The following is a 26,516-nucleotide window of genomic DNA, read 5'->3' on the forward strand; positions in this document are numbered from 1 at the left end:
TCGACGGCGCCGGCCTGCGCATTCGCTTCGCCGTGCATCCGGGGCCGCGTTCGTCACACCCCGACGGGGAACAGCCGGCGTGGGTAGGCTTAGCGCGGTGAATCGCGGCCTCATGAGGGCGGCGCTTCCCACCAACACGGAATTCCTACAAGGAAGGTGGCGATGAAGGCGCTGTTCAAGAGCGAGGCCGGACCGGGTCTCGAACTGGTCGAAGTCCCCGAACCCGAGATCGGTCCCGAAGACGTGAAGATTCGCGTGCTGCGCACCGGAATCTGCGGAACCGACCTCCACATCCAGCGCTGGGACGACTGGGCGGCGTCGGCTGTGAAGGCCCCGCTGATCCCCGGCCACGAATTCTTCGGCGAAGTCGTCGAGGTCGGACCCCTGGTGCATGACGTCGCCGTCGGCGATCAGGTCTCCGGCGAAGGGCACATCGTCTGCGGCACGTGCCGCAACTGCCGCGCGGGACGCCGTCAGATGTGCATCCGGACCCAAGGAGTCGGCGTGCAGCGCAACGGTGCGTTCGCCGAATACCTGACGCTGCCCGCCACGAACGTCTGGGTGCACCACAGCGCCATCGAGCCCGAGGTCGGCGCGCTGTTCGACCCGCTCGGCAACGCGGTGCACACGGCACTCGCCTTCCCGGTGGTCGGCGAAGACGTGCTGGTCACCGGATGCGGCCCGATCGGTCTCATGGCCATAGCTGTCGCCCGCCACGTGGGCGCGCGATTCATCGTCGGCACGGACATCAGCGCGTCCCGGCTCACGCTCGCCGAGGGGATGGGCGCCGACTACACGGTCGACGTGTCGAGGGCGCCCATCCGGTCGGCGCAGGACGCGCTCGCGATGCGCGAAGGCTTCGACGTCGGGTTCGAGATGAGCGGGGCGCCCGGCGCGCTGCCGCAGATGATCGAGAACATGAACCACGGCGGTCGCATCGCGATGCTCGGCCTGCCGTCGTCGCAGATCGCCGTGGACTGGGGCATCGTCGTCACCCACATGCTCACCCTCAAAGGCATCTACGGCCGCGAGATGTTCGAGACCTGGAACGCGATGGGCGCGATGCTGCAGACCAGTGAAGTGCTGCGCACCGCGATCGCCTCGATCGTCTCCGACCGGTTCGCCGCGCGCGACTGGGAGGACGGGTTCGCCGCGGCGGCCGCCGGCGGCGGAGGCAAGGTCATCCTCGACTGGACGGAGCTCTGATGTACGGAACGTTTCGCGACCACGTCGCGGGTCAGCTGGCCGAGATCGAGGAGGCCGGTCTCACCAAGCACGAGCGCAGCATCCGAGGCCCGCAGTCGGCCCTGATCACGGCCGACGGCGCCGAGGTGCTCAACTTCTGCGCCAACAACTACCTCGGCCTCGCCGACCATCCGGCGCTCCGGGATGCCGCCAAGCGGGCCCTCGACGACTGGGGCTACGGTCTCGCGAGCGTGCGCTTCATCTGCGGGACCCAGGAGCAGCACCTCGAGCTGGAACGCCGGGTGTCGCAGTTCCTCGGAACCGAGGCGACCATCCTGTTCTCGTCGTGCTTCGACGCCAACGGCGGCGTCTTCGAGACGCTGTTCTCGGCCGAGGACGCGATCATCTCCGACGAGCTCAACCACGCGTCGATCATCGACGGCATCCGGTTGTCGAAGGCGCAGCGGTTCCGGTACAAGAACCGCGACATGGCCGACCTGCGGGCGCAGCTCGAGGCGGCCGCGGATGCCCGTCACACGGTCATCGTGACCGACGGCGTCTTCTCGATGGACGGCTACATCGCGCCGCTCCGCGAGATCTGCGACCTGGCCGACGAATTCGGCGCACTGGTGTTCGTGGACGACTCGCACGCGGTCGGCTTCGTCGGTGAGCACGGGCGCGGGACGCCGGAGTTCTGCGGCGTCGGAGACCGCGTGGACATCTACACCGGCACGTTCGGCAAGGCGCTGGGCGGAGCATCCGGTGGCTACGTGTCGTCCCGGCAGGAGATCGTGGACCTGCTGCGTCAGCGGTCCCGACCGTACCTGTTCTCGAACACGCTCGCGCCGTCGATCGTGGCCGGCACGCTCGCGGCGCTCGACCTGCTCGAGCAGTCGGACGGCCTGCGGTCGCAGCTGGTGGCGAATGCGGCGCTGTTCCGTTCGCTGATGACGGAGGCGGGCTTCGAGCTGCTGCCGGGTGAGCATCCGATCGTGCCGGTGATGTTCGGGGATGCGGCCCTGACGGCGCGGATCGCGGGCGAGATGCAGAAGCGCGGCGTGTACGTGACGGCGTTCTCGTTCCCGGTGGTCCCGCGGGGGCGGGCGCGCATCCGGGTGCAGCTGTCGGCGGCGCACACCGACGCGGAGATCCGGCAGTGCGTCGACGCGTTCGTCGGCGCGCGCGACGCCGTCGCCGCCGCCCAAGCCTAGAGTCCGCCCGCCCGTCCCCCCTCCCGCCCCGAGGGTCGCCCCGCCCTCGAGTCCTGAGTTGCTGGGTCGAACAGCGCGTTTTCGACCCAGCAACTCAGGACTCGATTGCGGGCGCTGCGCGACCGGACCCATCGAGTTCACAGTCTGAACGGGATAACGTGGCGACAGCCGAGAGAGAGGGCCGTCGCATGCTGGTCGACAACGCCGTATACGTCGACGGACGGCGTACCGCCGATCCCACCTCACTGGAGGATACGTACGAGGCGGTCCGCGACCGCAACGGCTTCGCCTGGATCGGCCTCTACCGGCCGACGGAGAGCGAGATCGGGGCGGTCGCAACGGAGTTCGACCTGCCGAAGCTGGCGGTCGACGACGCCTTGAGCGGGCACCAGCGCGCCAAGATCGAGAAGTATTCGGGCACGACGTTCGTCGTGCTGCGTCCCGCCCGCTACATCGAAGAGACCGAGAAGGTCGAGTTCGGCGAGTTGCACGTGTTCCTCGGCGACCAGTTCGTCATCACCGTGCGGCATGCCGAGAAGCCCGACCTCGGCGCTGTCCGCCGGCGCATGGAGGCGGAGCCCGAACTGCTCGGCCACGGCCCGATCGCAGCGCTGTACGGGATCCTCGACCAGGTCGTCGACGAGTACGCGCCGGTCGTGGCGGGCCTCGAGAACGACATCGACGAGATCGAGGACCAGCTCTTCAACGGCGATCAGTCCGTCTCGCGGCGCATCTACGAGCTCTCGAACGAGGTGATGATGTTCCAGCGTGCGGTGGCGCCGCTCGACGAGGTGCTCCAGAACCTGCGCGAACATCTCGAGGCCAAGGGCGCCGACCTCTCGCTGCGCGAGCAGTTCCGGGATGTGCACGATCACGTCATCCGGGTCACCGAGCGCGCCGACGGGTTCCGCCAGATCCTGCAGAACGCGCTGACCGTGCACACCGCGCTCGTGGGCCAGCGGCAGAACGACGAGGTCAAGAAGATCTCGGCGTGGGCGGCCATCCTGTTCACTCCGACCCTGGTCGGGACGGTGTACGGCATGAACTTCGTGAACATCCCCGAGCTGCGCTGGCAGTACGGCTACCCGTTCGCGATCGCGCTGATGGTGGCGATGGGCTTCGGCCTCTACTGGGCGTTCAAGCGCAAGGGCTGGCTCTAGGCGTGGCGCTCGCCGTTTGCCAGTAGATGCTGCCAACCCGGGCGTGTTGGCGACCACTACTGGCAAATGACGGCGGCGCGAGCGCGGGCGGCGGCGCGAGGCGGCGGCAGCGTGCGGCGGCGCGCGCCTCAGGCTCCCGGATGAACGAGCTGTCGCACCTCGACGGGCGAGTACCGCGCCTCGACGAAGCGCCCCGCGATCTCGACCGCACGGTCGACCGTGGCGCAGTCGACCACGTAGAACCCGCCGACCCACTCCTTCGACTCGCTGAAGGGGCCGTCGACCGCCTTCACACGGTGCGGCGTCCCGCGATCGGCCCGCACGACGACGGCCGTCTGGGGGCTGAGCTCGTTGGAGTCCAGCAGTTCGCCCGACTTCCGGAGCTCGGTCTGCAGGTCGGCGTGGGCGCGCGACCACTCCGCGACGATCGCCGGGTCGGCATCCGGACCCTCGATGGCGGACTCGAACTCGGCGTTGTTGTAGATCAGTATCTCGAATCGCATGGAACTCTCCTGTCGTTGGTGGGTGACACGAGGACGTCGAACGGCTGAGGCCCAGATCGACATTCTGCGCCCACACCCGCCCGACGCGCCGGGTCGGACGCTGCGCGCGGCGTCTGGTAGGAAGGGAGCGTGTCAGGTTTCGCGTTCGAAGAGTTGCGGCGCTGGCCCGACGTCGAAGCCCCGAACCTGTTCGCGTCCGACGCGGCCGACCGGCTCCTCCTCGACACCGCCGCCGGGCCTACCGCGGACGAGCCCACCACCGCCGCGCTCGCCCTCCCCACGCCGGCCGACGGCGGACTGGTCGTCATCGGCGACTCCTACGGCGCCCTCACGCTGGCCGCGGCCGCACAGGGCGCCCGCGGCATCCGGGTGCATCAGGATGCTCTGACCGGCTCCCGCGCCCTCGCCGCCAACGCCGTCGCCCTCGGTCTCGAGACGGCCTTCGTCGACCTCCCCCTCGACACGTCCCTCGTCGCGGGCGCCCGGTTGGTGCTCCTCCGCCTGCCCCGCAGCCTGGACGCGCTCGCCGAGGTCGCCGCGCTGATCGCCCGGCACGCGCATCCGGAGGTCACCGTCTTCGCCGGCGGAATGGTGAAACACCTGACCCCCGCCATGAACGACGTCCTCGGTCAGGTGTTCGGCTCGGTGCGGGCGTCCCTCGCCCGGCAGAAGGCGCGCGTGCTCACGGCGACGGATGCCCTCCCCGACGCGGCGGCCGCGCTCGAGCCCTGGCCCCGGCGGACGTTCGACGACGACCTCGGCCTCTGGGTGTGCGCGCACGGCGCCGCCTTCGCCGGCACGACCGTCGACATCGGCACGCGGTTTCTGCTCACCGTGCTCGACCAGGCGATCCCGGATGCTCGAACGGGGATCGACCTCGGCTGCGGCACCGGGGTGATCGCGTCCACGATGGCGATGCGGCGGCCGGGCATCCGGATGCTCGCCACCGACCAGTCGGCTGCGGCGGTCGCCTCGACGCGGGCGACCGCCGACGCGAACGGGGTGGGCGATCGCGTCACGGTCGTGCGCGACGACGCCCTCGCATCGCAGCCGGACGGGACCGCCGACCTCATCGTCCTCAACCCGCCGTTCCACATCGGCGCCGCCGTTCACACAAACATCGCGCACCGGATGTTCGCCGACGCCGGCCGCGTGCTCGCCCCGGGCGGCGAGCTCTGGACCGTGTGGAACTCCCACCTCGGCTACCGGTCCGCCCTCGAGCGAGCCGTCGGCCCCACCCGGCAGATCGCCCGCAACGCCAAGTTCACCGTCACCGCCTCACGCCGCCCCTGATCCTGCGCCCGCCGACCCGCCGACCCGCCGGCCCGCCGACCCGCCGACCCGCCGACCCGCCGGCCCGCCGACCCGCCGACCCGCCGGCCCGCCGGCCAGCCGGCCCGCCGACCCGCCGGCCAGCTGAGCACGCTCAGCGCACTGTCGCGTCCAGCACATACGTCTGGTGCGGCTCGCCACTCAGCGGATGCGGGAACAGCTCGCCGTGGGCTCGCCAGCCACGCGCCTCGTAGAGTGCGACGGCCGCGCGATTGCTGGCGAGCACGTGGAGCACGAGCACCGGATGCCCGCCCGATCGCGTCTCCTGGGTGAGCACGTCGAGCAGTCGTGAGCCGGCGTGGCGGCCTTGCGCCCCGGGGCGCACCGCGAGGAGCGCGAGGTAGGCCGCGTCCGCGGGATCGCCGGACGCTCCGGTGCCGGGCACAGTGACCAGACCGAAGCCGACGATGCCGTCTCCCGAGCGGGCGACCACGAATGACGTCGCCGGGTGGGAGAACTTGGCACGGCACCGCTCAGCAGCTCCGGTGGGCGCCGGATGCTCGTCCCGAGACTCGATCGCGCTGATCCAGAGCGCCACGCACTGGTCGACGTCGCCGGGTCGTCCCGGCCCGATCACGACCGGATCCCCCACCAGCACGTCGTCGCCGCGCGACTCCGGAGCGCTTCCCGCACGCACGTCAGTACTGCTCGCGGAACCCGCCGATGAGCGTCACGACGTTGCCGTCGGGGTCCTCGAAGGAGCAGAGCCGCACGCCCTTGTCGGCCTGGAGGATCTCGCCGGCCTCGATGCCGCGCGCTTCGATTCCGCGCACCTGCTGTTCGAGGTCGTCGACCGCGAGGTTGAGCTGCGACAGTCCCGTGCGCTCGGGGTCGGAGGTCACCTGCACCCAGCCGTTGCCCGTCACCCGCCACTCGACGAGGAGGCCCGGCATCAGGATGTTCGTCGGCTCCGCATCGAAGAACCGCTCGTACCAGCGGCGACTGGTCTCGACGTCGGAGACGGCGACCACGGCGAGCACGTGATTCACGGAAAGTGCCATGCCCGCAACGCTCGCGCCTGCGCGTGCAGAAGTCAAGGACCGCTGGCGTCGGGGCGAGCATCCGGTGGCTTCGGTTTTCGTTGTGATCTGGAACAATCGCGGGTGCTTTAGAGGGCGATTGTTACAATCCGCAACTGAATCCGTTCATCTCAACTTGTATTGGCGTTTGGTCGCTGCTAGGTTCTGCGTGGACATCCAACGACGGATTACGCAGGGAGAGCAATGACGCGCACCAATTCCGCTGAGCAGCAGTCGCGCTCGGTCGAGGCAACCGGCGGGGCGAAGCCCCACGAGCACAAGCTGCGGGCCAACGGTGTGAGCGCCGCCGGTTCCATCGTGATGGCGGTGGCGGGAAGCGCCCCGGCGTACTCGATCGCCGCGACGACCGCGACCCTGGTGGGCACGGCGGCACTCGGCGCTCCAGGCGCCCTGCTCTGGTCGGCCATCCCGATGCTCGGAATCGCGTGGGCGTTCCTCTACCTGGGTCGCGCCGATGTGAACGCGGGCGCCTCGTATTCGTGGGTCGCCCGTGCTCTGCACCCGGTGCTCGGATTCCTCTCCGGCTGGGCCCTGGTGGTCTCGGCGACGATCTTCATGGTCGCCGGAGCGCTCCCCGCGGGCGCGATGACGGTCACCCTGTTCAGCCCGAAGGACGCGGACAACGTGCCGCTCATCACGGCCGTCGGCGCCGTGTGGTTCCTGGTGATGGCGGCCTGTGTGCTCTTCGGGGTGCACGTCACGGCCCGCGCCCAGTGGATCATGTCGGTCATCGAGGTGGGCATTCTCGTCGTGTTCGCGGCCGTGGCGCTCGGCCGGGCGGCGACGACCGACCACGCCGGCCCGTCGTTCTCGTGGGACTGGCTCGGTTTCAGCCACCTGTCCGGTGCGGGCGTCTTCGTCTCCGCCGCGCTCATCGCGGCCTTCTACTACTGGGGCTGGGACGTGAGCGCGAACCTCAACGAAGAGACGAAGGACGGCCACAAGAGGGCGGGCTCCGCCGGCATCATCGGCGTCGTCATCGTCTTCCTGCTCTTCGAGGTCTTCACGATCGCGACGCTCGTGCTGCTTCCCACGAAGACCATCGACGGCAACAGCGCCAACATCCTGTCGATCCTCGGTGAGGTGGTGTGGCCGGGAGTCGGCGGCAAGATCCTGGTCGTCGCCGTCGCGCTCTCGACCATCGCTACGCTCGAGACGACGCTCATCCAGGTGACCCGCACCCTGTTCTCCATGGGACGCGACCACACCATCCCGGCCGCGTTCGGCCGCATCCACCCGAAGTGGCGCACCCCGGCCTTCGCCACCCTCATCGTCGTGGGCGTCTCGATGATCCTCTTCATCGGATCGAACTTCCTCGGGAGCGTCGGGGACATCATGAACAACGCGATCCTGTCGATCGGCCTCCAGATCGCCTTCTACTACACGCTCGCCGGCGTCGCGGTCGTGGTCGCCTACCGGCGCGTGCTGTTCCGGTCGGTGAAGAACTTCGTGCTCATCGGCCTGTGGCCGGCTGCGGGCGCCGTCTTCATGGCGTGGATCTTCATCGCCTCCATCCCGGGCAACGACCCGATCGTCAACATCCTCGGCATCGGTCTGATCGTTCTCGGGATCATCCCGATGCTGCTCTTCTGGCGCAAGGCCCGGGGCTACTACACGCGGCGCCCGCTCGAACTGCCCGACGAACTGGATGCGAAGGCTCCGGCGCACGTCGACGACGGCCCGATCGGCTGACCCGGCGGCCGTTGCGCCGCGTCGCCGATTCAGAGGATTCGGCGGCGCGGCGCAGCCCATTCACGGGCCCTGGTCAGACTCGGCCGATAGCTTGGCTACATCTGAGGGTGAACGCCCGACACCGCGGCTGGGAAGTCGAATCGACAGAACGGCGCGCAATGTCCGCACCCGCTCCTACCCTCGGTCCGATTCGCAGAACCGCTCCCCGGATCTCCACGCAGCCCACCGGTACGGCCAGCTACTCGCGCCTGCTGAATACGGTCCGCGACCAGGGTCTGCTGCGCCGCACACCGCTCTTCTACGCGCTGCTGTTCGCCGGGCTCGTGGTGGCGCTCGCCGCCGGGATCGCCGGAATGGTGCTGCTCGGCGACAGCTGGTTCCAGCTGCTCGTCGCCGCGGCGCTCGGCATCATCTTCACCCAGTTCGCGTTCCTCGGACATGAGGCGTCGCACCGGCAGATCGCCGCATCCGGGCCGGTCAACGACCGCATCGGCCGGCTGCTCTCCACCCTCGTGGTCGGCATCAGCTACTCGTGGTGGATGACCAAGCACACCCGCCACCACGCCAACCCGAACACTGTGGGCAAAGACCCGGACATCGAGGTCGATACGATCTCGTTTCTCGAAGAGGACGCCGCGAAGCGCACCGGCATCATGGCGAAGATCACCGAACGCCAGGGCTACCTCTTCTTCCCGTTGCTGATGTTCGAGGGCATCAACCTGCACGGCCGCTCGATCGGAACCCTGTTCGGCAAGGGCAAGATCGACGGCCGCGCCAAAGAGCTCACCTTCCTCGCCGTGCGGTTCACCGTCTACCTCGGCCTCGTCTTCTGGCTGCTGCCGTTCGGGATGGCCGTCGCCTTCCTCGGGGTGCAGCTCGCCGTCTTCGGTGTGTACATGGGCGCATCCTTCGCGCCCAACCACAAGGGCATGCCGATCATCGAGCCCGGCATCAAGGTCGACTTCCTGAGCCGCCAGGTGCTCACCTCGCGCAACATCGAGGGCACCGGCACCACGGCGTTCATGGGCGGCCTGAACTACCAGGTCGAGCACCACCTGTTCCCCAACATGCCCCGCCCGCACCTGCGCAAGGCCGCGGCGATCGTGCGCGAGCACTGCGCGACCGAGAACATCACCTACACCCAGACCACGCTGATGCGGTCGTATGCGATCGTCATCGCCTACCTCAACCGCGTCGGGCTCGCCGCCCGCGACCCGTTCGACTGCCCCGCGGCGGCCGCGCTGCGCTGACGTCGATGCGTGCGACGCACTCTCCCCGGCATGCGCTGCGACGCGCGCGCCCGGTCGGAGTGGTCGCCTTGCTCATCTACCCGCGCCGGACGGGCGACGATGTCACCGTCACGATCCAGGCCGACCCGCGCGAGCTGCCGAGGAGGCTCGCGCTCGAGAACGCGCTCGACGACGACCTCGAGCTCTTCGTGCTCTACGACGACTCCGGATGCTCGGCGAGCGCATTCCGTCCGACCGCTAGCTATCCCGTCCCGATGCGCGTTCTATGGGTTTCGGAATGGGAGGTGCCCGTGCGAGTGCTTTCAGGAGCGGAACGGGAGCTCCGCGTCCGCGTGACCGGAGGCGACGTCCTGGGCGTGCGCGAGGGTGCGATCTCCGCGTGGCGGGGCATCCCGTATGCCGCACCTCCGACGGGCCCGCGACGTTTCCGTGCGCCTGGCCCCGTCGTGCCGTGGGTCGGAACCCGCGACGCGTCGCGCTTCGGGAGCATCGCCCCGCAGACTCTGCGGCGACGGCTGCGGGGCGCTCCCCCCGAGGTCGCCTCCGACGAGGACTGCCTCACGGTGAACGTGCAGTCGCCCTCGGAGGTCACGACTCCGCTGCCGGTGCTGGTGTTCATCCACGGCGGCGGCTACAGCTCGGGCTCGTCGCAGGAGTTCTCGGGGCGGGGGGAGAGTTTCGTCACCGGTGGGCGTGCGGTCTATGTGAGCTTCAACTACCGTCTGGGCCCGTTCGGCTATCTGGACTTCAGCCGCTATTCGACGCCGGAACGACCGTTCGAGAGCAATCTGGGCCTCCGCGACCAGGTCGCCCTGCTGGCCTGGGTGCGCGACAACATCGAGTGGTTCGGTGGCGACCCCCGCAACGTCACGGTGTTCGGCGAGTCGGCCGGCGGCAACGCCGTGATCACGCTGATGGCCACGCCGGCGGCGCGGGGCCTGTTCGCCCGGGCGATCGCCCAGAGCGCTCCGCCCTCGGCCATCTACGAACGCGAGCTCACCTCCGCCTGGGCCGGGGAGTTCGTCGACATCCTCCGCCGGGTGACCGCGAGCAGGGTTGCTGACAGCCGGATGGGCGCCGCGATCGCCGGGGCCGCCCCGCCGCGCTCGCCGTACTCGCCGTACTCGCCGCACCCGCCCGAGGACATCGGCGTCGTGCTCGCGGAAGCCGACGTCTCCGATCTGCTCGCCGCCGGGCTGGAACTGCAGACCCGCACGCCCGACGCCTATCCCGGCCGCTTCTGTCTCGCCCCGGTCATCGACGGCGACTACCTCCCGAGGCACCCCCTCGCGGCCATCCGTGAAGGACACGCCCACCGCGTGCCGCTCATCATCGGGACCAACGACCGCGAGGGGTCGATCTTCCGCGGCCGGGTCGACATCCTTCCCCGCTCGGCGGCCCGGATCGCAGCGATGTTCGCGACCGCCCCGGTATGGTCGCACGACCGGATGCGGGAGGCGTATCCGGGGCTTCCGTCGCGACGGCCGGCGGCCGATTTCAGCGGGGACTACGGCTTCTGGTATCCGAGCGTCGTGGTCGCCGACCTGCACTCGACTTTCGCCCCGGTCCACGTGTACCGGTTCGATCTGGCGCCCCGCCTGCTGAGGCTGCTCGGCCTCGACGCGACGCACGGGGTGGAGATGTTCGCCCTCTTCGACAGTCTGGACATGCCGATCGCCCGGGCGATGACATCCATCGGCGGGCGGGAGGAGTATTCAGCGGCCGGCGAGCGGATGCGCGGCTACTGGCTCGGTTTCGCCGAGGACGGCGGGGTGGCCTCGTCGTGGCCGCCGTACGAGACGAGGTCGCGGGCGACGCTGATCATCGACGTCGCCGACCGCGTGGAGAACGATCCGCACCGCGCGCGGCGGCGGGCCTGGGTCCTGTTCCTTCCGGAGCTCTTGCGGCGCCATCCGACGCAGCACCGGTTCTCGGAAGCAAGGAACTAGGGCTGCTCCAGCGCACCGCTCCGCCGCACCGAGCACGGAGCGGCCGGGTTCAGGCGAGCGGTGGGCAGTCGACGCACGCGGCCGGGCGGGGCCGCAGCGGCGCGTGCATCCGGATGCTCCGGACCAGCTGTGCCCAGCGGGCCGCACCCCGCTCCCGGAGCGTCGGGGTCGCGCTCGCGTCCACGGCGGCGATCGCCGCGGTCGTCACCGGGGTCAGCACGCGGATCAGCGGGGACAGGTCGTGGAGGTTGTTGCGCCGGGAGCCGTCCCAGTTGGCGTAGAGGTATGCGCCCCCGGTGGTGGAGATCGCCCGCACCGGCACGCGCACGTAGGAGTCGGGGCCGGTGACGTAGGTCACCTCGCCGCGGGCGATCTCCGCAGACGCCGTCTGTGCGTCCACGACGCCGTCGGGAGTGATGAGCGCGACGATCGAGCCGAGTTCGTCTCGGGCAACGATTTCGATCTTCAGGTCAGGAATTTCAGGTACCTCGTGTGGGTCGGCGCCGCGGGTGTCGTGAGCGCGAGGGTGGGTGGCGGGATGCCGAGCCGTCCGTCTCGCTCCGACAGGGGGCCGTCGTCGCGAGGCGACAGCGCCAACGTCCTGAATTCGATGGTAGAGAACTTGATTGATCGAATCCAATAGGAAATAGTTCTACGACTGATCGCCGCTAGCTCTGAATGACGCGATCCTCGTCTTGGGCGAGCACGCGGTCGACCACGTCGAACAGCTCCCGCCGGCCGAGCAGCCGGAAATGCCCTCCCACGTCGAGCCGTACGTTCTGCGCGCCGACCAGTTCGCACCCGCCGGGGATGTGCGGGTCGAACCAGCCGTAGACCGAGACGATGCGCGCGTTCACCTCGTGGTCGAGGCTCAGCCGCGAGAGCTCGGGATCCGTCGGGGCGAGGGTGCGAACACTTCGCAGCGGGAAGAACTGTGCGTACGAGGAGCCGGAGAACGGCGTGCTCACCGCGATCGTCCTCCGGATGCGCTCGGCGGCGCCGGGGACGCCCATCGCGTGCTTGGCGATCAGGCCGCCCTTGCTGTGCGCGATGAGCGTGACGTCGGTGAGCATCCGGCGCTCGAGGTAGGCGGCGACGATGGCCGAGCCCTCGCCGATCGACAGGTGGTTGAGTCCGAGTGCGGTGACGACGTGCACCGGATGCCCGAGAGCGTGGACGTGCGTCGCGAGGGGCTGCAGAAAGCGCCACGTCTCGAAGATGCCCGGCAGCAGCACGACCGGCGCGAGCATCCCCGACGCGGCGACCAGGGCATCCGGGTGCGTGCGGTCGAGCGCGGCCCGCACCTGATGGCGGCCGGCGTACACGTAGTCGGCCAGCCAGACGCCCGCCTTCTGAAACAACGTCATCGAGGCGACACCGCGAGTTCCACGAGCAGGTCGGCGGTCCGTCGCGGCTGGGAGTGCATCACCAGATGCCGCGCCCCGTCGACGACGTGCGCTCGCGCGAGCGGGGCGCGGTGTGCCAGCAGACTCACCCAGTCGTCTCGGGCGATCGGGTCGCGCACGCCGCGGATCACGAGCACCGGCGCGGTCACCAGCTGCACCTCGTCTTCGATGCGGTAGTCGAGCATCGACGGCAGCACCGTCAGATACCACCGGATGCCGCAGCGCACGTAGTCGCTGAGCACGAGCAGGTTGCCGCGCGGGCTCTCGCCGAGGCAGTCGACCGCGAGAAGGAAGCCGGAACGGGTCGCGCTGCGATCCCGGGGGTCGCAGACCGGACCGAGCAGAGCGAGCGAGGCGACCGACTCCGGATGCGTGACGGCCAATCGGGTCACCACCTGGGAGCCCATCGAGTGCCCGACGACCACGCACGGACCGAGATCGAGCCTGTCGATCACCCGGGAGACGACCTCCGCGAAGTCCTCGACCGTCAAGGCCCGGGGCGGCTTGGGCGCTCGGCCGAAACCGGGGAGGTCGATGGTGACGACGCGTCCGTGTTCGGCGAGCAGGGGAGCGAGGCGCTCGAAGTAGCGCGAGCTCACGCCGATTCCGTGGATGAGGAGGTAGCAGGGTCCGGCGGTGCCGGAGTCGCTGACGACCACGGCCTCCGGTCGGTGATCGCGATCGTCCATGACTGATTCGTACACCCGGTGGCGTGGGATGTCACGGACTGGCGCGAACCGAGTCGAGTGCTTCGAGCAGCCGGGGCATGGCCTGCGACAGGCACAGGCGTACGGTGTGCGCTGAAGGAGGTCGGATGAAAGTCAGCGACACCAGCGACCTGTGGTGGAAGAGCGCCGTGATGTACTGCCTCGACGTCGAGACGTACCTGGACGGCGACGGCGACGGCATCGGCGACCTCGGAGGCCTCGCCACGCGCCTCGACTATCTGGCGGAGCTGGGGGTGACCTGCCTCTGGCTGATGCCGTTCTACCCCTCGCCCGACCGCGACGACGGCTACGACATCACCGACTTCTACGGTGTCGACCGGCGGCTCGGCCATTTCGGCGACTTCGTCGAGGTGATCCGGATCGCCCGCGACCGCGGGATGCGCGTGATCGTCGACCTCGTCGTCAACCACACCTCCGACCAACATCCGTGGTTCAAGGCCGCGCGCTCGAGCCCGGACTCCCCGTTCCGCGACTACTACGTGTGGCGCGACGAGCCGCCGAAGAACCAGCCGGCGCCCGTCTTCCCCGACCAGGAGACCAGCGACTGGCAGTACGACGAGAAGGCCGGTCAGTACTACCAGCACGTCTTCTACCGGCAGCAGCCCGACCTCAACATCACCGACGAGAGGGTGCGCGACGAGATCGCCAAGGTCATCGGCTTCTGGCTGCAGCTCGGCGTCTCCGGCTTCCGCATCGACGCGGTGCCGTTCCTGCTGCAGACCGACGGCATCATCGACGGGTCCCGGCGCCTGCCCGACCCGCACGCCTACCTGCGGTCGCTCCGGTCGTTCCTCAACCGGAGAGCCGGCGAGGGCATCTTCCTCGGCGAGGTCAACCTGTCGCGCGAGGGGCAGAACGAGTTCTTCGGCGGGGCCGAGGGCGACGAGCTGACGATGCAGTTCGACTTCATCAGCATGCAGAACCTCTACCTGTCGCTGGCCCGAGGGGATGCCCGGCCTCTGGTGAAGGCGCTGCTCTCGCGTCCGGAGGGCTCGCCGGACATCCAGTGGGCCAACTTCGTGCGCAACCACGACGAGCTCACCCTCGACAAGCTCACCACGGAGGAGCGCGACGAGGTGTTCGCCGCCTTCGGCCCGGAGGAGCGGATGCAGGTCTACGGCCGCGGTCTGATCCGCCGCCTGCCGCCGATGCTCGACGGCGATCCGCGGCGCATCCGGATGGTCTACAGCCTGCTGTTCTCCCTGCCGGGCACTCCCGTGCTCTTCTACGGCGAGGAGATCGGCATGGGCGAGAACCTCGACATCGGCGGCCGGATGTCCGTGCGCACTCCGATGCAGTGGAGCTCCGGTCGTAACGGCGGCTTCTCGACGGCCCGAAAGTCCCGTCTGCGGAACCCGCTGACCGAGGGCGGGTTCGGCCCCGAGCACGTGAACGTCGCCCAGCAGCGGCGTGACCCCGACTCGCTCCTGCAGTTCATGCGCACGCTCATCCGGCACTACCGCAACGAGCGCGAGCTCGGCTGGGGCGCGTTCGAGGTGCTCGACCAACCGGATGCGGCCGTGCTGGCCCACAGCCTGACCTCCGGTGACCGCGTGCTCATCGCCCTGCACAACTTCGGGTCGGAGCCGCGCGAGGTGCAGCTGGCGCTCGGCGGCGCCGCCCGGGACGCCGGCGCCGACGACGGGTCCGCCGACCGGTTGACCGATCTGTTCACTGGTGAGGAGTTCGCCCTCGACCGGGGTCGCGTCGGCGTCCCCCTCGACGGCTACGGGTACCGCTGGCTGCGTCTCGGGGCCGACGACGACCCGGCCTGATCGGGCCGATCGGGCGGCGGGTGACGTGCCGGCGGCCGGTCACCCGGTTGGAGTCGGAGTCCCCGTCGGAGTCGAGGCCTACCCGATCGCCTCGATCGTGAAAGTGCCGCTCGCCATCGCGACCCTGGAGCGCATTCGGAGGGGTGGACTCGACGGCTCGACGGCCGTCGTCGTGGAGCCGGGCCAGATCGCGACACCGGGGCCGACCGGGATCACGCGCTTCCAGCATCCAGCATCCCGCCACCGTCGCCGTCGACGACCTCCTCTACCTCAGCACGGCGATCAGCGACGGCGCCGCCGCGGACGCCCTGTTGTCGCTCACCGGCCCGGCCGAGGTGGTGGCGATCCTCGGTGAGCTCGGCGTGCGCGGGATCGCCGTTCGGCACCTGATGGGCGAACTGACGGAGACGATCGTCGCTGACGGGCTCACCTACGCGGTGGCGGCGTTGACGGAGTCGCACGTGCCGACGCCGCAGCAGCCGGCGGCCGAAGCGCTGATGGGACGAGTGGCGCGGGCGCTGCGCGACCACCTTCGCAGCGCGGCGGATCCTCGCGCCTCCGGATGACGGCTCAGAGCAGTACGGGGTAGGTGGCGAGGATGATGCCGCCGCCGATCGCGATGACCACGGCCAGCCCGAGGAGGAACCAGTCGACCCAGGGGAAGCGGTTGCGGCTCGACATGGCGCTGAAGAAGAGCACGAGCGCGAACAGCACGGTGAGGAGCGAGTAGTTGTCGCCCCGCTGGTTGCTCTGGAGCGCTGTGGCGAACTTCTCATCGGCTTGGGCGGACAGCTCGCGCGACTGCACCTGGCCGGCGGGGACGTAAGAGGGTTCGTTGAAGGGCGACTTGAGGGTCTCGCCATTGTTCTGCCACGCGTCGAAGGCGACCGCGAACTCGGGAGTGAACCGTGCCTCGACGTACGACGTCAGCTGCGAGTCGCCCGCAGCCCGTGCATCCACCCACTGGGCGTAGATCGCGAGATCCACCTGCCGGGCATCCCGGGCCTCGCTGGCGGCATCGGATGCGCGGATCCGGTCGCCCGACGCCTCACTGAACTGGATCGACATCTCGCCGCTCCACTTCGACGCCTCGAAGCCGCACCAGGCGGTGAGGATCGCCGTCACGGACAGCACGAACACGGCGATGATCTCGCGCACCTCCGTGGGCCATTGCCGCGGGGCGCGAGGAGACTCCGAAGCCTTCTCGGACACCGATTCTGGCTTCGTCTCTGCCATTGCGACCGCCGTTCCGATCGCCACCAGTATCGGGCGGAGGACCGCGGCGGTCGTCATCCGTTCTGGATGATCATCGTCGAACCGGCGCCCACCATTAATTTCGTGTTGACTTATATAAGCGAACGTTGATAAAGTCGCACCGTGCACGCATTCGATGTTCTCGGTGACCCCGCCCGCCGGCGGATCCTCGAGCTGCTCCTCCAAGATGAGCAGTCGTCCGGGCAGATAGCGGCGATCATCCGCGAGGAGTTCGGGATCAGTCAGCCCGCCGTCTCCCAGCACCTGCGCGTGCTCCGTGAGAACGGTTTCGCACGCGTGCGCGCCGAGGGGACCCGTCGCCTGTACGCGGTCGAGACCGGCCCCCTGGTCGACGTCGACCGCTGGCTGCAGCCCTTCCGGGACTACTGGGGGCAGAGGCTGGACGCGCTCGGCACCGAGCTCGCCCGGGGTCGGCGCGAACGCCGTGCCCGGATCGTAGACAACGCCGACTCGGCCGACGCAGCCGAAACGGCCGACAAGCCGATCAAGCCCATCAGGGAGGAATGACCCATGTTCGACATGCTCGCAGAACTCGCCGCAATCCACCGTTCGGTCGCCCGCGACGACGTCGGGGAGACCGTCTCGGTGACGGTCAGCCGAACGTACGACGCGGACGCCGCGGAGGTGTGGGACGCGCTCACCGACCCGGAACGCCTTCCCCGCTGGTTCTACCCCATCACCGGCGACCTCGTCGTCGGCGGCACTTTCCAGCTCATCGGCAACGCGGGCGGCGAGATTCGCGCCTGCGACAGGCCGACCCGGCTGCAGGTGACCTTCGGAGGACCCGACAGCATCGTCGATCTCGGGCTGGCCGAGCGCGACGGCAGCACGACGGTCGAGCTCGTCCACACCGTCCCGCTCGCGATGGCCGGGAGCGGCGCCGGTGCGCTCTTCGTCGGCCCCGGCTGGGACGGCGCTCTTCTGGGCCTGGGGATCCATCTGGGCGGGGAACTCGTCGGCGACCCGCGCGAAGCCGCCAACTCGCCCGTCGTCCTCGACTTCAACCGTGGATCGATCGACCGCTGGACGGAGGCCGTCGAGACCTCGGGCACCGCAACGCCCGACGAGATCGCCGCCCTCCGGGCGGTGGCCGTCGCGCAGTACACCGTCGTGCCGTGACGCGGCGCTAGTCCCGGTCGGTGGGCACGATCCGCAGCCGATGCACGCTCCGGATGCTCACCGCCCCTCCCCCGAACGCACTGAGTTGTCCCAAAGTGTCGTTATGGGGGCCGTTTTCGGCGCTATAACGACAATTTGAGACAACTCACGGGCCGGGCGGGTCGTTCGGGTGTGGATAACTCCCTTCCGAGGCGCCCTGGTCGAGGCGCTCGAACTCGTTGAGCCTCCAGGTCTGGTCGAACCACGGCTGCAGAGGGCCGTAGAGCCTGAACAGCTGGAACCAGGACTTGCCCGGAATCGTCTCGACCCAGTTCGACTCCATGCCGTCGGGAGGCGTCGGGCCGAAGTAGAGGTCGTAGGACCCGTCGTCGTTGGCCTGGAGGGTGCCGGTGCTGCTGGCGAGGGCGGGCCAGATGGTCGACGGCACCTGGAGCAGGGAACGCGTCTGGGTGTCGTAGACGTCGACCGACCAGAAGTTCTTCGCGGGCGGGTGGGGGTCGACGTGGAGGCGGTAGGTCCTGGCGCCGTCGAGGAGCTCGCCGTCGCTGTCGTGGATCGTGTAGGCGTAAGCGGAGCCCGCTCCGACCTGGGCGTGCGCCATCGCCGGCGTGACGACGGTCGCGAGGTAATGGAACTGGGTGCGCGCGTCGAGCAGGCGTGCCCCGGCGCGGAGGAATTCGTGACTCCCGCCGACGAACGCGTTCTTCCAGGATCCGTACAGCGCAGCATCCGGATCTCGCGGAGCGTACGCAACCACTCGGGACAGGCCGGCGCCGATCAGCGCCGCGCGGGAGAGGATCGCGCGCATCCGGTCGTCGGGGGCGAAGGGCTGCCCTTTGACGATGCCGATCGCGGCGAGCTGGCCGGCGCGCTCGGCGTCGAGCGCCTCCGTCGGCTCCTCCTGGACGAGCTCGGCCACCTCCTCGAAGAAGGTGAAGTCGTTCGCGTGCACGGTGCTGAAGATCTCGTCCGCGATGTCGATGAACCGGTTGTGCTCCGGTGCGGCGGCCTGCGACAGCGGGTAGATCCGGGTCTGCCGCATGGCCGGGACGCCCCCGAGCGCCCGCAGCACGACCCAGTTGGTGAACGTCGGACTGCGGAAGGTGAAGTACCCGTCGGCCACGTCGCCGTGGTGGTCGGGCGGCAGGAACAGGTATTTCCCGCCCTGGCCGTGGTCCGGACCGGCGATGCCCATGTCGGCGACGTAACGGAACCAGAAGTCGTCGACGACGCACAGCGACTCGGGCGGCGCCTCGATCACGGTCGGCCCCCACTCGCGGAGGTCCAGGAACGTCGTGCCGTAGGTCGTCTCGGTGTTCGGCGTCAGGTTGACACTGTTCGAGTTGGCCCGCGGGTCGGTGAGGCCGATGACATGGGGCGACGTCACCCCCGCGGCCCGGAGGCCGCGCCGCATCGCCGCCAGGGATGCCCCGGGCACGGCGGTGAGGAACACCTCGACGCCGCGCATCAGGTCGAGTGCGTCGTAGGCCGTCGTGACCGTGTCGGGTCGCGGCACCCCGTCGAAGAATTCGAGGCGCCCGAACGGCGACTCGACGGTGTCCGGGGAGGACACGGAGGCGATCGCCTCCCTCAACTGGTCCGGCGACAACCCTCCACCCGCGACACCGGTTCGCGTCTCAGACACGTCCGTCTCCCTCCTGCTCGAAGCTCTCCGCCCGATGCTCGCAGCGCAGACGGCCGGTGTCGTCACCTGAGTGGGGTGACTTCCGGAGCGGTGGCAGCCGGAGGCGCGGAGTCAGGCTCCCGGCTGCGGGACGGTCGTGTGGTTGTTCGCGCGGTAGGTCGTGACCGCCGCGACGGAGACGCCGAGGATCCGCGCTATGGCGTCGTCCGTCTCGCCATCGGCGATGAGGTCCCCGGCCTTCTTTGCGCGATCCTGATGGAGGGGCGCTCTGGCGTCGGGGATGGAGCTGCGGCTGAGCGCGTGGCGCACGAGGTCTTCGATGAGATGGCTGGCTGACGTCGACCGTGCGGCGGCGATCCTCAGGAGCGCGGCGTAGTCGCTCTCGGTGAACCGGACCGTCAGGGGCAGTCCGCCGCGGCTCCGGTCCGTCCCCGGGCCGGTCACGAGCTCGCCGCCGGCCCGCTCTGCGGGGGTGCTCATGTCGATGTCCCGGTGCGGGCGCGCGTGCATCGTCGATCGCTCGACAGGTCGGGTGTTGCGGTCGAAGTACGCATGGAACCCTCCGATGAGGAGGCTGGGTCCAGACTCCTCTCTGGGAGGATAGCCCAGCGTGGTTGAGTTGTGCTGTGTAGTCGTGCGGTCGGATGTCGGCCGGAGGTCGGTCGGAGCAGGTTGCGGGCCGGAATAGGGGATGCGGATCAAAGTTGAGCCTAGTAGACTCAACTTTGCTCGACGATTTGAAGGGAGACGCATGGCCAACATGCAGGGCGCGCCCTCCACGCAGGAGGAGCAGAAGAGCGCTCTCGAACAGTACGGTGTGAACCTCACCGAGATCGCCAAGAGCGGCAAGCTCGATCCGGTGATCGGGCGAGACGCCGAGATCCGCCGGGTGAGCCAGGTGCTCACGCGGCGAACCAAGAACAACCCCGTGCTCATCGGCGAGCCCGGCGTCGGCAAGACGGCCGTGGTCGAAGGCCTCGCCCAGCGCATCGTCGCGGGCGACGTGGCCGACTCGCTCAAGGGCAAGCAACTCGTGATGCTCGACCTCTCCGCCCTCGTGGCAGGCGCTATGTACCGCGGCCAGTTCGAGGAGCGGCTCAAGGCCGTTCTCAAAGAGATCAACGATGCCGAAGGTCAGATCATCACCTTCGTCGACGAGCTCCACATCCTGATGGGCGCCGGCGGCGGCGAGGGGTCCGTCGCGGCCTCCAACATGCTCAAGCCGATGCTCGCACGCGGCGAGCTGCGCCTGATCGGTGCGACCACACTCAACGAGTACCGCGAATTCATCGAGAAGGACGCCGCCCTCGAGCGCCGCTTCCAGCAGGTCTACGTCGGAGAGCCGAGTGTCGAAGACACCGTCGCCATCCTCCGCGGGCTCAAAGGTCGCTACGAAGCGCACCACGGGGTCACGATCGAGGACTCCGCCCTGGTCGCGGCCGCATCCCTCTCCAACCGCTACATCACCGCGCGGCAGCTCCCCGACAAGGCCATCGACCTGATCGACGAGGCCGCCAGCCGGCTCAAGATGGAGATCGACTCGGCGCCGGTGGAGATCGACACGCTGCAGCGCGTGGTCGAGCGGATGAAGCTCGAAGAGTTCGCGCTGAAGAAGGAGAAGGACGACGCCAGCAAGGAACGGCTCGCCCAGCTCCAGGAGCGGCTGCGCGAGAGCGAGGCGGAGCTCGAGGAGCTGCAGGAGCGCTGGCGACTCGAGAAGGCATCCCTCAACCGGGTCGGTGCGCTGCGCTCGCAGCTCGAAGAGGCAAAGACCAAGCGCGACCTCGCCCTGCGCGACGGTCGCTACCAGGAGGCCTCCAAGATCGAGTACGAGACGATTCCGTCCATCGAGCGTGAACTGGCCGAAGCCGAGCGGGCCGAACAGCATCCGGACAAGCCCCGGATGGTCAACGAGCAGGTCACCAGTGAGGACATCGCCGCCGTCGTCGCGGCCTGGACGGGCATCCCGGTCGACCGGCTGACCCAGGGGGAGACCGAGAAGCTGCTGCAGCTCGAGTACGAGTTGGGGCGTCGCCTGATCGGCCAGAAGACGGCGGTGTCGGCGGTGGCGGATGCCGTGCGCCGCACGCGAGCGGGCATCTCCGACCCCGACCGCCCGACCGGATCGTTCCTGTTCCTCGGCCCCACCGGCGTCGGCAAGACCGAGCTGGCCAAGGCGCTCGCCGCGTTCCTGTTCGACGACGAGAAGGCGATGGTTCGCATCGACATGAGCGAGTACGGGGAGAAATTCTCCGTCTCGCGACTGGTCGGCGCCCCTCCCGGGTACGTCGGCTACGAGCAGGGCGGGCAGCTCACCGAGGCCGTGCGTCGCCGGCCGTACTCCGTGATCCTGCTCGACGAGGTCGAGAAGGCGCACCCCGAGGTCTTCGACGTTCTGCTGCAGGTGCTCGACGACGGCCGGCTCACCGACGGCCAGGGCCGCACGGTCGACTTCCGCAACACCATCCTGATCCTCACCTCCAACCTGGGCAGCCAGTACCTCGTCGACCCGAGCCTGTCGGACACCGAGAAGGAGGAGGCGGTGCGCCAGATGGTGCGCGAGGCCTTCAAGCCGGAGTTCGTCAACCGTCTCGACGACATCGTGGTCTTCTCGGCTCTCACCAAGGAGGAGCTCGGCGAGATCGTCGAACTCAACATCGACCGGCTGATGCGCCGGCTGGAGGCCCGCCGCCTCGAGCTGGCGGTGACTCCGGATGCTCGTCGCTGGCTCGCCGAGCGCGGCTACGACCCGATCTACGGGGCGCGGCCGTTGCGCCGCCTGATGCAGCACGAGATCGACGACCGCCTGGCGACGGCCCTGCTCGCCGGCGAGGTGCGCGACGGCGACCTCGTGCGGGTCGACATCGCGCCCGACGGCGACTCTCTCACCGTCGTCCCGGTGCACGAGACGGACTGACCGCTCCGAGCATCCGGCCGACGGCCTGGACGCGGCCTGGACGCGGACGAGTCCGGAGTTGCTGGGCCGAAATCGTACGATTCGACCCAGCAGCTCCGGACTCGATGGAGCGCCCTGCGGTTACGGCTTCTGCGACCAGCCGCCGTGCGGGGGTGCCGGCTTGAGCGGCTTCGTCGGGACGACCGACGTCACCGCACCGCTGGTGGGCGAGAGCAGAACCTCTCGCTGCTGCGGGTGGGACCAGTCGAACATCCCGCCCAGCGAGCCGGCGCGGCTGTCGAACGACGAGTCGCCGATGCGGCCGGTGCGCCAGTTGCTCTCGATGAAGCGGAGCACGGAGGTCTGCTCGACCGGCGTGTGGTCCACGTGGTTCTTGGCCGCGTACGGCGAGATCACGAGCAGCGGCATGCGCTGGCTCGGGCCGCAGCGGTCGGCGTAGCCGCCGGCCACGTGCTTCGCAGTCGTGCACACGGTGGAGTCGGTCGCGGCGTCCTTGGAGCCGTTCGCGATCTTCGGCGCGACGTGGTCGTACCAGCCGTCGGAGTCGTCGTAGGTGACGACGACGGCGGTGCTGGACCACGAGCTCGACTTCTGGATGGCGTTGATCTCGTTCACGAGGAACTTCTGCTCGTCGAGCGGGTTCGAGTACGCGGCGTGGCCGTCCTGAGCCTCAGGAGCCTTCAGGAACGACACCGCCGGCAGGTTGCCCTTGTTCAGCGCAGCGTCGAACGAGGTCAGGTCGTACTGGTGGTTGGCCTGATCCGTGTGGCCGATCGCCTGCTCCGAGGTGGGGGGAAGGTGGTGCGGGTTCGACGTCGACTTGTAGTACTGGAACGGCGAGTGGTGCGGCGAGTAGTCCTTGGCGAGGGCCCCGGTGATGTTCGCCGTGGTCGCGTCGCACGCGGCGTAGTGGCCGGCGGTGCCGTCCCACGCGGTGGTCGGCGTGAAGCCGCCCTGGAACCAGCCCCACGTCACGCCCTGCTTGTTGAGCAGGTCGCCGACGTTCGGTCCCGACATCCCCACGACGGCCGAGCTCGCGGTGTGGTCGTTGTCGGAGCAGTCGTCATAGGCCGGGTCGGGGTCGCCGATCACGGTGCCGACACCGGCGGCGTTCGGCGACGAGACCGCGGACGATGCGGGAAGGACCGCGCCCGTCTTCGGGTCGAAGGCCGTCGCGCCGTGCGTCTGCCCGGAGACCAGGTTGAGAGCGCCCGGCGTCGAGGGGCCGAACGTGGTGTCCCAGTTGTTGTCGCTCATGGAGTAGTTCTGGGCGTAGTTCCACAGGCCGGTGACCGTGTTGCCGTCGTAGTAGTCCATCGCGAGCCCGGGAGCGCCGAACAGGCCGGTGCAGGTGTCGGTGGAGGTCTTCTGCACGAAGAGGTCCATCTTGCCGTTGTCGACCGCCTGTTGCTCGGCCGCGTAGCCGTGGTTCTGGTCGCAGGTCGCGGCCTGTGCCGGAGTCAGGCGCTTGGGCAGGTACAGGTTGGGGTTCTTGGTGAGGGTCCCGGAGGTGACGAGGGTGTTGGCCTTCGGGGTGTTCGGCGCTGCCGTGAACGGCGTGCCGTCGGTGTTCGCCGCCTTCGGATACGTGCCGAAGTAGTGGTCGAAGGAGATGTTCTCGTCGAAGATCACGACGAGGTGTTTGATGGGCGTCGCGGTGTGCGTCGCCTTGTCGGGTCCGGCCATCGCCGGCGAGCCGGCGAGTATCCCCGCGCCGACGAGGGCGGTCGCACCAACGAGTGCGAGAGCCGCGTGACGCAGACGGAACGTGGTGAACACTGGTTCCTCTTTCTCTGTTTTCCGGATGTCGGCGCGGGTGCGCCGACCCTGTGCGCCTGGCTAGGACAGCATCGTTCGTCCCAGCCAGTCGTCGCTGTCGCGCGCCCCCGGCAACGCGAAGTAGTACCCGCCGCCGAACGGTGAGATGTAGTCGGTCAGCGGCTCGCCGGCCAGGCGCTTCTGCACGGCGACGAACTGCCGTTCGAGATCCTGGTTGAACGCGGTGAAGATGAGCCCCATGTCGAGGTTGCCGTTGACGTCCACGCCGGCGTCGTAGTTGTATGCCCGCCGGAGCATGCGCTGGTCGGCTGTCGCCGGGGTGCGCGGGTTGGCCAGCCGGATGTGGGCGTCCAGCTGGATCACGTCGCCGGTCGCGTCGTTCTCGTACCCGGGGTCGTCGTGCTCGTGCGACGCCGTGAGCGGTGCGCCGCTGTCGCGCCTGCGGCCGATCATCGTCTCCTGCTCGTGCAGATTCACGCGATCCCAGAACTCGACGAGCATCCGGATGACGCGCACGACGTGATAGGTGCCGCCGGCGACCCAGCCCGGTTCCGCGCCGCCCGCTCGCGCCCAGACGAGGGCCGCCATGGCCGCGGCGTCCGAGGTGGTCGGGTTGGAGGTTCCGTCTTTGAAGCCCATCAGGTTGCGGGGGGTGCCGGACGGCCGCGGGGGCGAGACGAAGCCGTCCTGCCGCCAGCGCACCTGGATCCCGCCCCGGGTCGCGCGGGCGATCTCGCGGACGGCGTGGGTGACGGCGTCCCTGTCGTCGGCGCAGACCTGCAGCAGGAGGTCGCCGTCGCACACCTCGCGGCGCAGCGCGTCGTTCTCGAAGTCCTCCATCGTGCGCAGGCGGGCCGGCTTGGCGGTGGACAGGCCGTAGCGGTCGTCGAACAGGGAGGCGCCGGCCGAGAGGGTCACGGTGAGACCGTCGGGCACGACCGTGGGGCCGAGGATGCCCGAGTCCCGCGGCGGAGCGGCCAGCCCTGGGTCGGGCGGGGTGCCGCCGGTCGTGGAGAACCGCGCGCGGTCGGTGATCGTGCGCAGCAGGTCGGCGAGCTCGGCGCGGTTCGCGGCCGTGACGTCGAGAGCCACGAACGCGGCCGACCGCTGCGCGGGGGTCAGGATGCCCTGCTGATGCGCGCCGTGGAACGGGAACGCGGTGCGTGCCGGTCCGGGCTCCGCGGCGTGAACGGTGCCCGTCGCCGGAGCGCTCCCGGTCGAAGCCGCAGCACCTGATGCAGCGGCACCCGTCGCAGCGGCGATGGGAACGGCGACGCCCGCCCCGAGAGCGGCGCCGAGGAAGCCGCGTCTGTCGAACTGGTTCATGTGCCCCTCCGGATGTCGCAGATGGCCGCCACCGGCGCGAGCAGTTCCACGGTCGCGCCGAGCGACGCGTCGATCCGCTCCCGGTCGGGGCGGGAGACGTGAGCGAGCGGAACCCAGGTGCCGTCGGCGTGCCGGAACGTCTCGATCAGCCGGTGCGACGACGCCAGGCTGGAGGTCGTCGTGGCGAGCTGGTCGTAGCGCGAGCTCAGGATGCCGTGCAGCTGCGCCAGCGCCTGGCCGGCTCCGGTGAGCTCGGCGTCGATACTGGCGAGCTCGGTGCCCGAGCCGGTGTCGGCGGAGCCGGTGAGGTCGAACTGGATCGCGTTCTCCACGATCTCGTGTGCCCGGAGCCCGACGTCGAGAGGGTCGACCTCGGCGTCGGCGAACGCGGCGCCCAGCCGGCCGACCGCCGCGGCGAGCGGTCCGACGGCCGCGGCGACCGCGGCAGCAGGGGCTCCCGACCAGAGCAGGCCCTCCACCCGGTGGAACCCGGTGAGCTTCGTGTCGGTCGCCGCCGTGAGGCCCGGGCCGGGCATCCCGTTGATGGCCGTGTCGAGGTCGCCGAACGAGCCGTACGCGGCGCCGAGCGTCTCATACGTGAGGTGTGCCGTGAGCCAGTCGCGTCGTGCCGCCGCTAAGTCGCCCTCCGAAGCGTCTTCGCCGACCCGGGCGACCTGTTGTCGTAGCACCGGGATGCGCGAGGAGACCCAGGTCCCGTACGCCTTCGCGACCGGGATCAGATCGTTGCGGGTCACGGGCACGATGCCGGGCGTGAGCTGCGCACTGTGCGGCGGGGAGCCGACGGTCACGGTCGGCCCGCGCACCGGGTCGGCATCCGCGGGGAGGCAGATGAATCGGTACCTCCCGGCGCCCAGTGTGGCTCGCGCCGTCGCGTGCGCCGCGGCGCCGAGGCTCTCCAGGTCGAGGTAGACCTTGTTCGTGTCCACCGCCTGGAGGTACACCTCGATGCCCGCCACCGTGTGATTCGTCACGGTGAAGGTCTGATCGCCGCCCGGAACGTGCGCGTTCGCGCCCTCTCCCCAGCCCTGACCGCAGGCGTCGAGGTCCGCGGCGACAGCATAGGTCGCCGGATGCGCGGAAGCCGGGGTCTGACCCGCCAGTACCGCGCCCGGCCGTGCCACGATCGTCAGCGCCACCCCGATCGCCACGAGCCCGCCGAGCACCGCGATGAGCGCGGTGAGCCGGGAGCGCTTCCACATCGAG

The 26,516-nt window shown here is 69.4% G+C and carries 25 protein-coding genes; 13 read left to right on the forward strand and 12 right to left on the reverse strand.

Features of this window, described 5'->3' with window-relative positions:
• Positions 1-162 precede the first annotated feature (162 nt).
• The 3 genes from tdh to corA all read left to right on the forward strand — a co-directional run bounded on the left by tdh (position 163) and on the right by corA (position 3,556).
• Positions 163-1,206, forward strand: coding sequence for an L-threonine 3-dehydrogenase (gene tdh, locus ACFVV5_RS02130; RefSeq protein ID WP_387238212.1), 1,044 nt, complete (start codon positions 163-165; stop codon positions 1,204-1,206).
• Complete coding sequence (locus tag ACFVV5_RS02135; RefSeq protein ID WP_387238215.1) at positions 1,206-2,396, forward strand: glycine C-acetyltransferase; 1,191 nt, start codon at positions 1,206-1,208, stop codon at positions 2,394-2,396. Before tdh ends, ACFVV5_RS02135 begins: the two co-directional genes overlap by 1 nt.
• A gap of 188 nt (positions 2,397-2,584) precedes the next feature.
• On the forward strand, positions 2,585-3,556 hold the full coding sequence (corA, locus tag ACFVV5_RS02140; protein WP_387238218.1) for a magnesium/cobalt transporter CorA: 972 nt from the start codon (positions 2,585-2,587) through the stop codon (positions 3,554-3,556).
• Positions 3,557-3,684: 128 nt separating this feature from the next.
• Here the strand turns inward: corA and ACFVV5_RS02145 are convergent, their stop codons facing one another.
• The gene (locus tag ACFVV5_RS02145; protein WP_387238222.1) at positions 3,685-4,059 is read right to left on the reverse strand and encodes a YciI family protein; all 375 of its coding nucleotides are present in this window, start codon (positions 4,057-4,059) and stop codon (positions 3,685-3,687) included.
• A 129-nt stretch (positions 4,060-4,188) separates the two neighbouring features.
• On the opposite strand from ACFVV5_RS02145, the gene ACFVV5_RS02150 reads away from it, so the two are divergent.
• On the forward strand, positions 4,189-5,352 hold the full coding sequence (locus tag ACFVV5_RS02150) for a class I SAM-dependent methyltransferase (RefSeq protein ID WP_387238225.1): 1,164 nt from the start codon (positions 4,189-4,191) through the stop codon (positions 5,350-5,352).
• Between the two features lie 133 nt (positions 5,353-5,485).
• Here the strand turns inward: ACFVV5_RS02150 and ACFVV5_RS02155 are convergent, their stop codons facing one another.
• Positions 5,486-6,028 (reverse strand): GNAT family N-acetyltransferase, encoded by a 543-nt coding sequence (locus ACFVV5_RS02155; RefSeq protein ID WP_387238228.1) that lies wholly within the window; start codon positions 6,026-6,028, stop codon positions 5,486-5,488.
• 1 nt (position 6,029) lies between these two features.
• Entirely contained in the window at positions 6,030-6,392 is a 363-nt protein-coding gene (locus tag ACFVV5_RS02160; protein WP_387238231.1) for a VOC family protein, read from the reverse strand.
• A 222-nt stretch (positions 6,393-6,614) separates the two neighbouring features.
• Here ACFVV5_RS02160 and ACFVV5_RS02165 point away from each other — a divergent pair, with 222 nt between their 5' ends.
• The 3 genes from ACFVV5_RS02165 (at position 6,615) to ACFVV5_RS02175 (ending at position 11,322) form a co-directional block, all read left to right on the forward strand.
• Complete coding sequence (locus tag ACFVV5_RS02165; protein ID WP_387238234.1) at positions 6,615-8,123, forward strand: APC family permease; 1,509 nt, start codon at positions 6,615-6,617, stop codon at positions 8,121-8,123.
• Positions 8,124-8,281: 158 nt separating this feature from the next.
• Positions 8,282-9,373, forward strand: a complete 1,092-nt coding sequence (locus tag ACFVV5_RS02170) for a fatty acid desaturase family protein (RefSeq protein WP_387238237.1) — start codon at positions 8,282-8,284, stop codon at positions 9,371-9,373.
• A 5-nt stretch (positions 9,374-9,378) separates the two neighbouring features.
• Positions 9,379-11,322, forward strand: a complete 1,944-nt coding sequence (locus ACFVV5_RS02175; protein ID WP_387238240.1) for a carboxylesterase/lipase family protein — start codon at positions 9,379-9,381, stop codon at positions 11,320-11,322.
• A gap of 49 nt (positions 11,323-11,371) precedes the next feature.
• Here the strand turns inward: ACFVV5_RS02175 and ACFVV5_RS02180 are convergent, their stop codons facing one another.
• From ACFVV5_RS02180 to ACFVV5_RS02190, 3 genes are all read right to left on the reverse strand, one after another.
• Entirely contained in the window at positions 11,372-11,722 is a 351-nt protein-coding gene (locus ACFVV5_RS02180; protein ID WP_387238243.1) for a hypothetical protein, read from the reverse strand.
• Between the two features lie 268 nt (positions 11,723-11,990).
• Positions 11,991-12,689, reverse strand: coding sequence for an esterase/lipase family protein (locus ACFVV5_RS02185; protein WP_387238246.1), 699 nt, complete (start codon positions 12,687-12,689; stop codon positions 11,991-11,993).
• Positions 12,686-13,417 carry an alpha/beta fold hydrolase gene (locus ACFVV5_RS02190; RefSeq protein ID WP_387238249.1) on the reverse strand — a complete coding sequence of 244 codons (732 nt, stop codon included), beginning with the start codon at positions 13,415-13,417 and terminating at the stop codon, positions 12,686-12,688. The genes ACFVV5_RS02185 and ACFVV5_RS02190 overlap by 4 nt, the downstream gene beginning before the upstream one ends.
• A gap of 125 nt (positions 13,418-13,542) precedes the next feature.
• Here ACFVV5_RS02190 and ACFVV5_RS02195 point away from each other — a divergent pair, with 125 nt between their 5' ends.
• From ACFVV5_RS02195 to ACFVV5_RS02205, 3 genes are all read left to right on the forward strand, one after another.
• The gene (locus ACFVV5_RS02195; RefSeq protein WP_387238251.1) at positions 13,543-15,231 is read left to right on the forward strand and encodes an alpha-amylase family protein; all 1,689 of its coding nucleotides are present in this window, start codon (positions 13,543-13,545) and stop codon (positions 15,229-15,231) included.
• A 103-nt stretch (positions 15,232-15,334) separates the two neighbouring features.
• Positions 15,335-15,586, forward strand: a complete 252-nt coding sequence (locus ACFVV5_RS02200; protein WP_387238805.1) for a hypothetical protein — start codon at positions 15,335-15,337, stop codon at positions 15,584-15,586.
• Positions 15,513-15,797, forward strand: a complete 285-nt coding sequence (locus ACFVV5_RS02205) for a hypothetical protein (protein ID WP_387238808.1) — start codon at positions 15,513-15,515, stop codon at positions 15,795-15,797. Before ACFVV5_RS02200 ends, ACFVV5_RS02205 begins: the two co-directional genes overlap by 74 nt.
• Positions 15,798-15,801: 4 nt before the next feature.
• Here ACFVV5_RS02205 and ACFVV5_RS02210 read toward each other — a convergent pair whose 3' ends face one another.
• Positions 15,802-16,524, reverse strand: a complete 723-nt coding sequence (locus ACFVV5_RS02210; RefSeq protein ID WP_387238254.1) for a hypothetical protein — start codon at positions 16,522-16,524, stop codon at positions 15,802-15,804.
• Between the two features lie 84 nt (positions 16,525-16,608).
• Between ACFVV5_RS02210 and ACFVV5_RS02215 the strand changes: the two genes are divergently transcribed.
• Together ACFVV5_RS02215 and ACFVV5_RS02220 are read left to right on the forward strand one after the other, a co-directional pair.
• Entirely contained in the window at positions 16,609-17,013 is a 405-nt protein-coding gene (locus ACFVV5_RS02215; RefSeq protein ID WP_387238257.1) for an ArsR/SmtB family transcription factor, read from the forward strand.
• 3 nt (positions 17,014-17,016) lie between these two features.
• Positions 17,017-17,625, forward strand: coding sequence for an SRPBCC domain-containing protein (locus ACFVV5_RS02220; protein ID WP_387238260.1), 609 nt, complete (start codon positions 17,017-17,019; stop codon positions 17,623-17,625).
• A 145-nt stretch (positions 17,626-17,770) separates the two neighbouring features.
• On the opposite strand, the gene ACFVV5_RS02225 is transcribed toward ACFVV5_RS02220, so the two are convergent.
• Positions 17,771-19,270: a DUF1254 domain-containing protein gene (locus tag ACFVV5_RS02225; protein ID WP_387238262.1), complete on the reverse strand. Its 1,500-nt coding sequence runs from the start codon at positions 19,268-19,270 to the stop codon at positions 17,771-17,773.
• A 111-nt stretch (positions 19,271-19,381) separates the two neighbouring features.
• The gene (locus ACFVV5_RS02230; protein WP_387238265.1) at positions 19,382-19,750 is read right to left on the reverse strand and encodes a hypothetical protein; all 369 of its coding nucleotides are present in this window, start codon (positions 19,748-19,750) and stop codon (positions 19,382-19,384) included.
• Positions 19,751-20,021: 271 nt separating this feature from the next.
• On the opposite strand from ACFVV5_RS02230, the gene ACFVV5_RS02235 reads away from it, so the two are divergent.
• Positions 20,022-22,187: an ATP-dependent Clp protease ATP-binding subunit gene (locus tag ACFVV5_RS02235; RefSeq protein WP_387238268.1), complete on the forward strand. Its 2,166-nt coding sequence runs from the start codon at positions 20,022-20,024 to the stop codon at positions 22,185-22,187.
• Between the two features lie 120 nt (positions 22,188-22,307).
• Here ACFVV5_RS02235 and ACFVV5_RS02240 read toward each other — a convergent pair whose 3' ends face one another.
• From ACFVV5_RS02240 to ACFVV5_RS02250, 3 genes are read right to left on the reverse strand one after another with little or no spacing between them, the layout of a single operon-like run.
• Positions 22,308-23,966 (reverse strand): phospholipase C, encoded by a 1,659-nt coding sequence (locus tag ACFVV5_RS02240; protein ID WP_387238271.1) that lies wholly within the window; start codon positions 23,964-23,966, stop codon positions 22,308-22,310.
• A gap of 60 nt (positions 23,967-24,026) precedes the next feature.
• Positions 24,027-25,292, reverse strand: a complete 1,266-nt coding sequence (gene efeB / locus ACFVV5_RS02245) for an iron uptake transporter deferrochelatase/peroxidase subunit (RefSeq protein WP_387238274.1) — start codon at positions 25,290-25,292, stop codon at positions 24,027-24,029.
• Complete coding sequence (locus ACFVV5_RS02250) at positions 25,289-26,512, reverse strand: imelysin family protein (protein WP_387238276.1); 1,224 nt, start codon at positions 26,510-26,512, stop codon at positions 25,289-25,291. Before ACFVV5_RS02250 ends, efeB begins: the two co-directional genes overlap by 4 nt.
• Positions 26,513-26,516: the final 4 nt, after the last annotated feature.

The organism is Leifsonia sp. NPDC058248 (assembly GCF_042881905.1).
GTDB lineage: Bacteria > Actinomycetota > Actinomycetes > Actinomycetales > Microbacteriaceae > Leifsonia.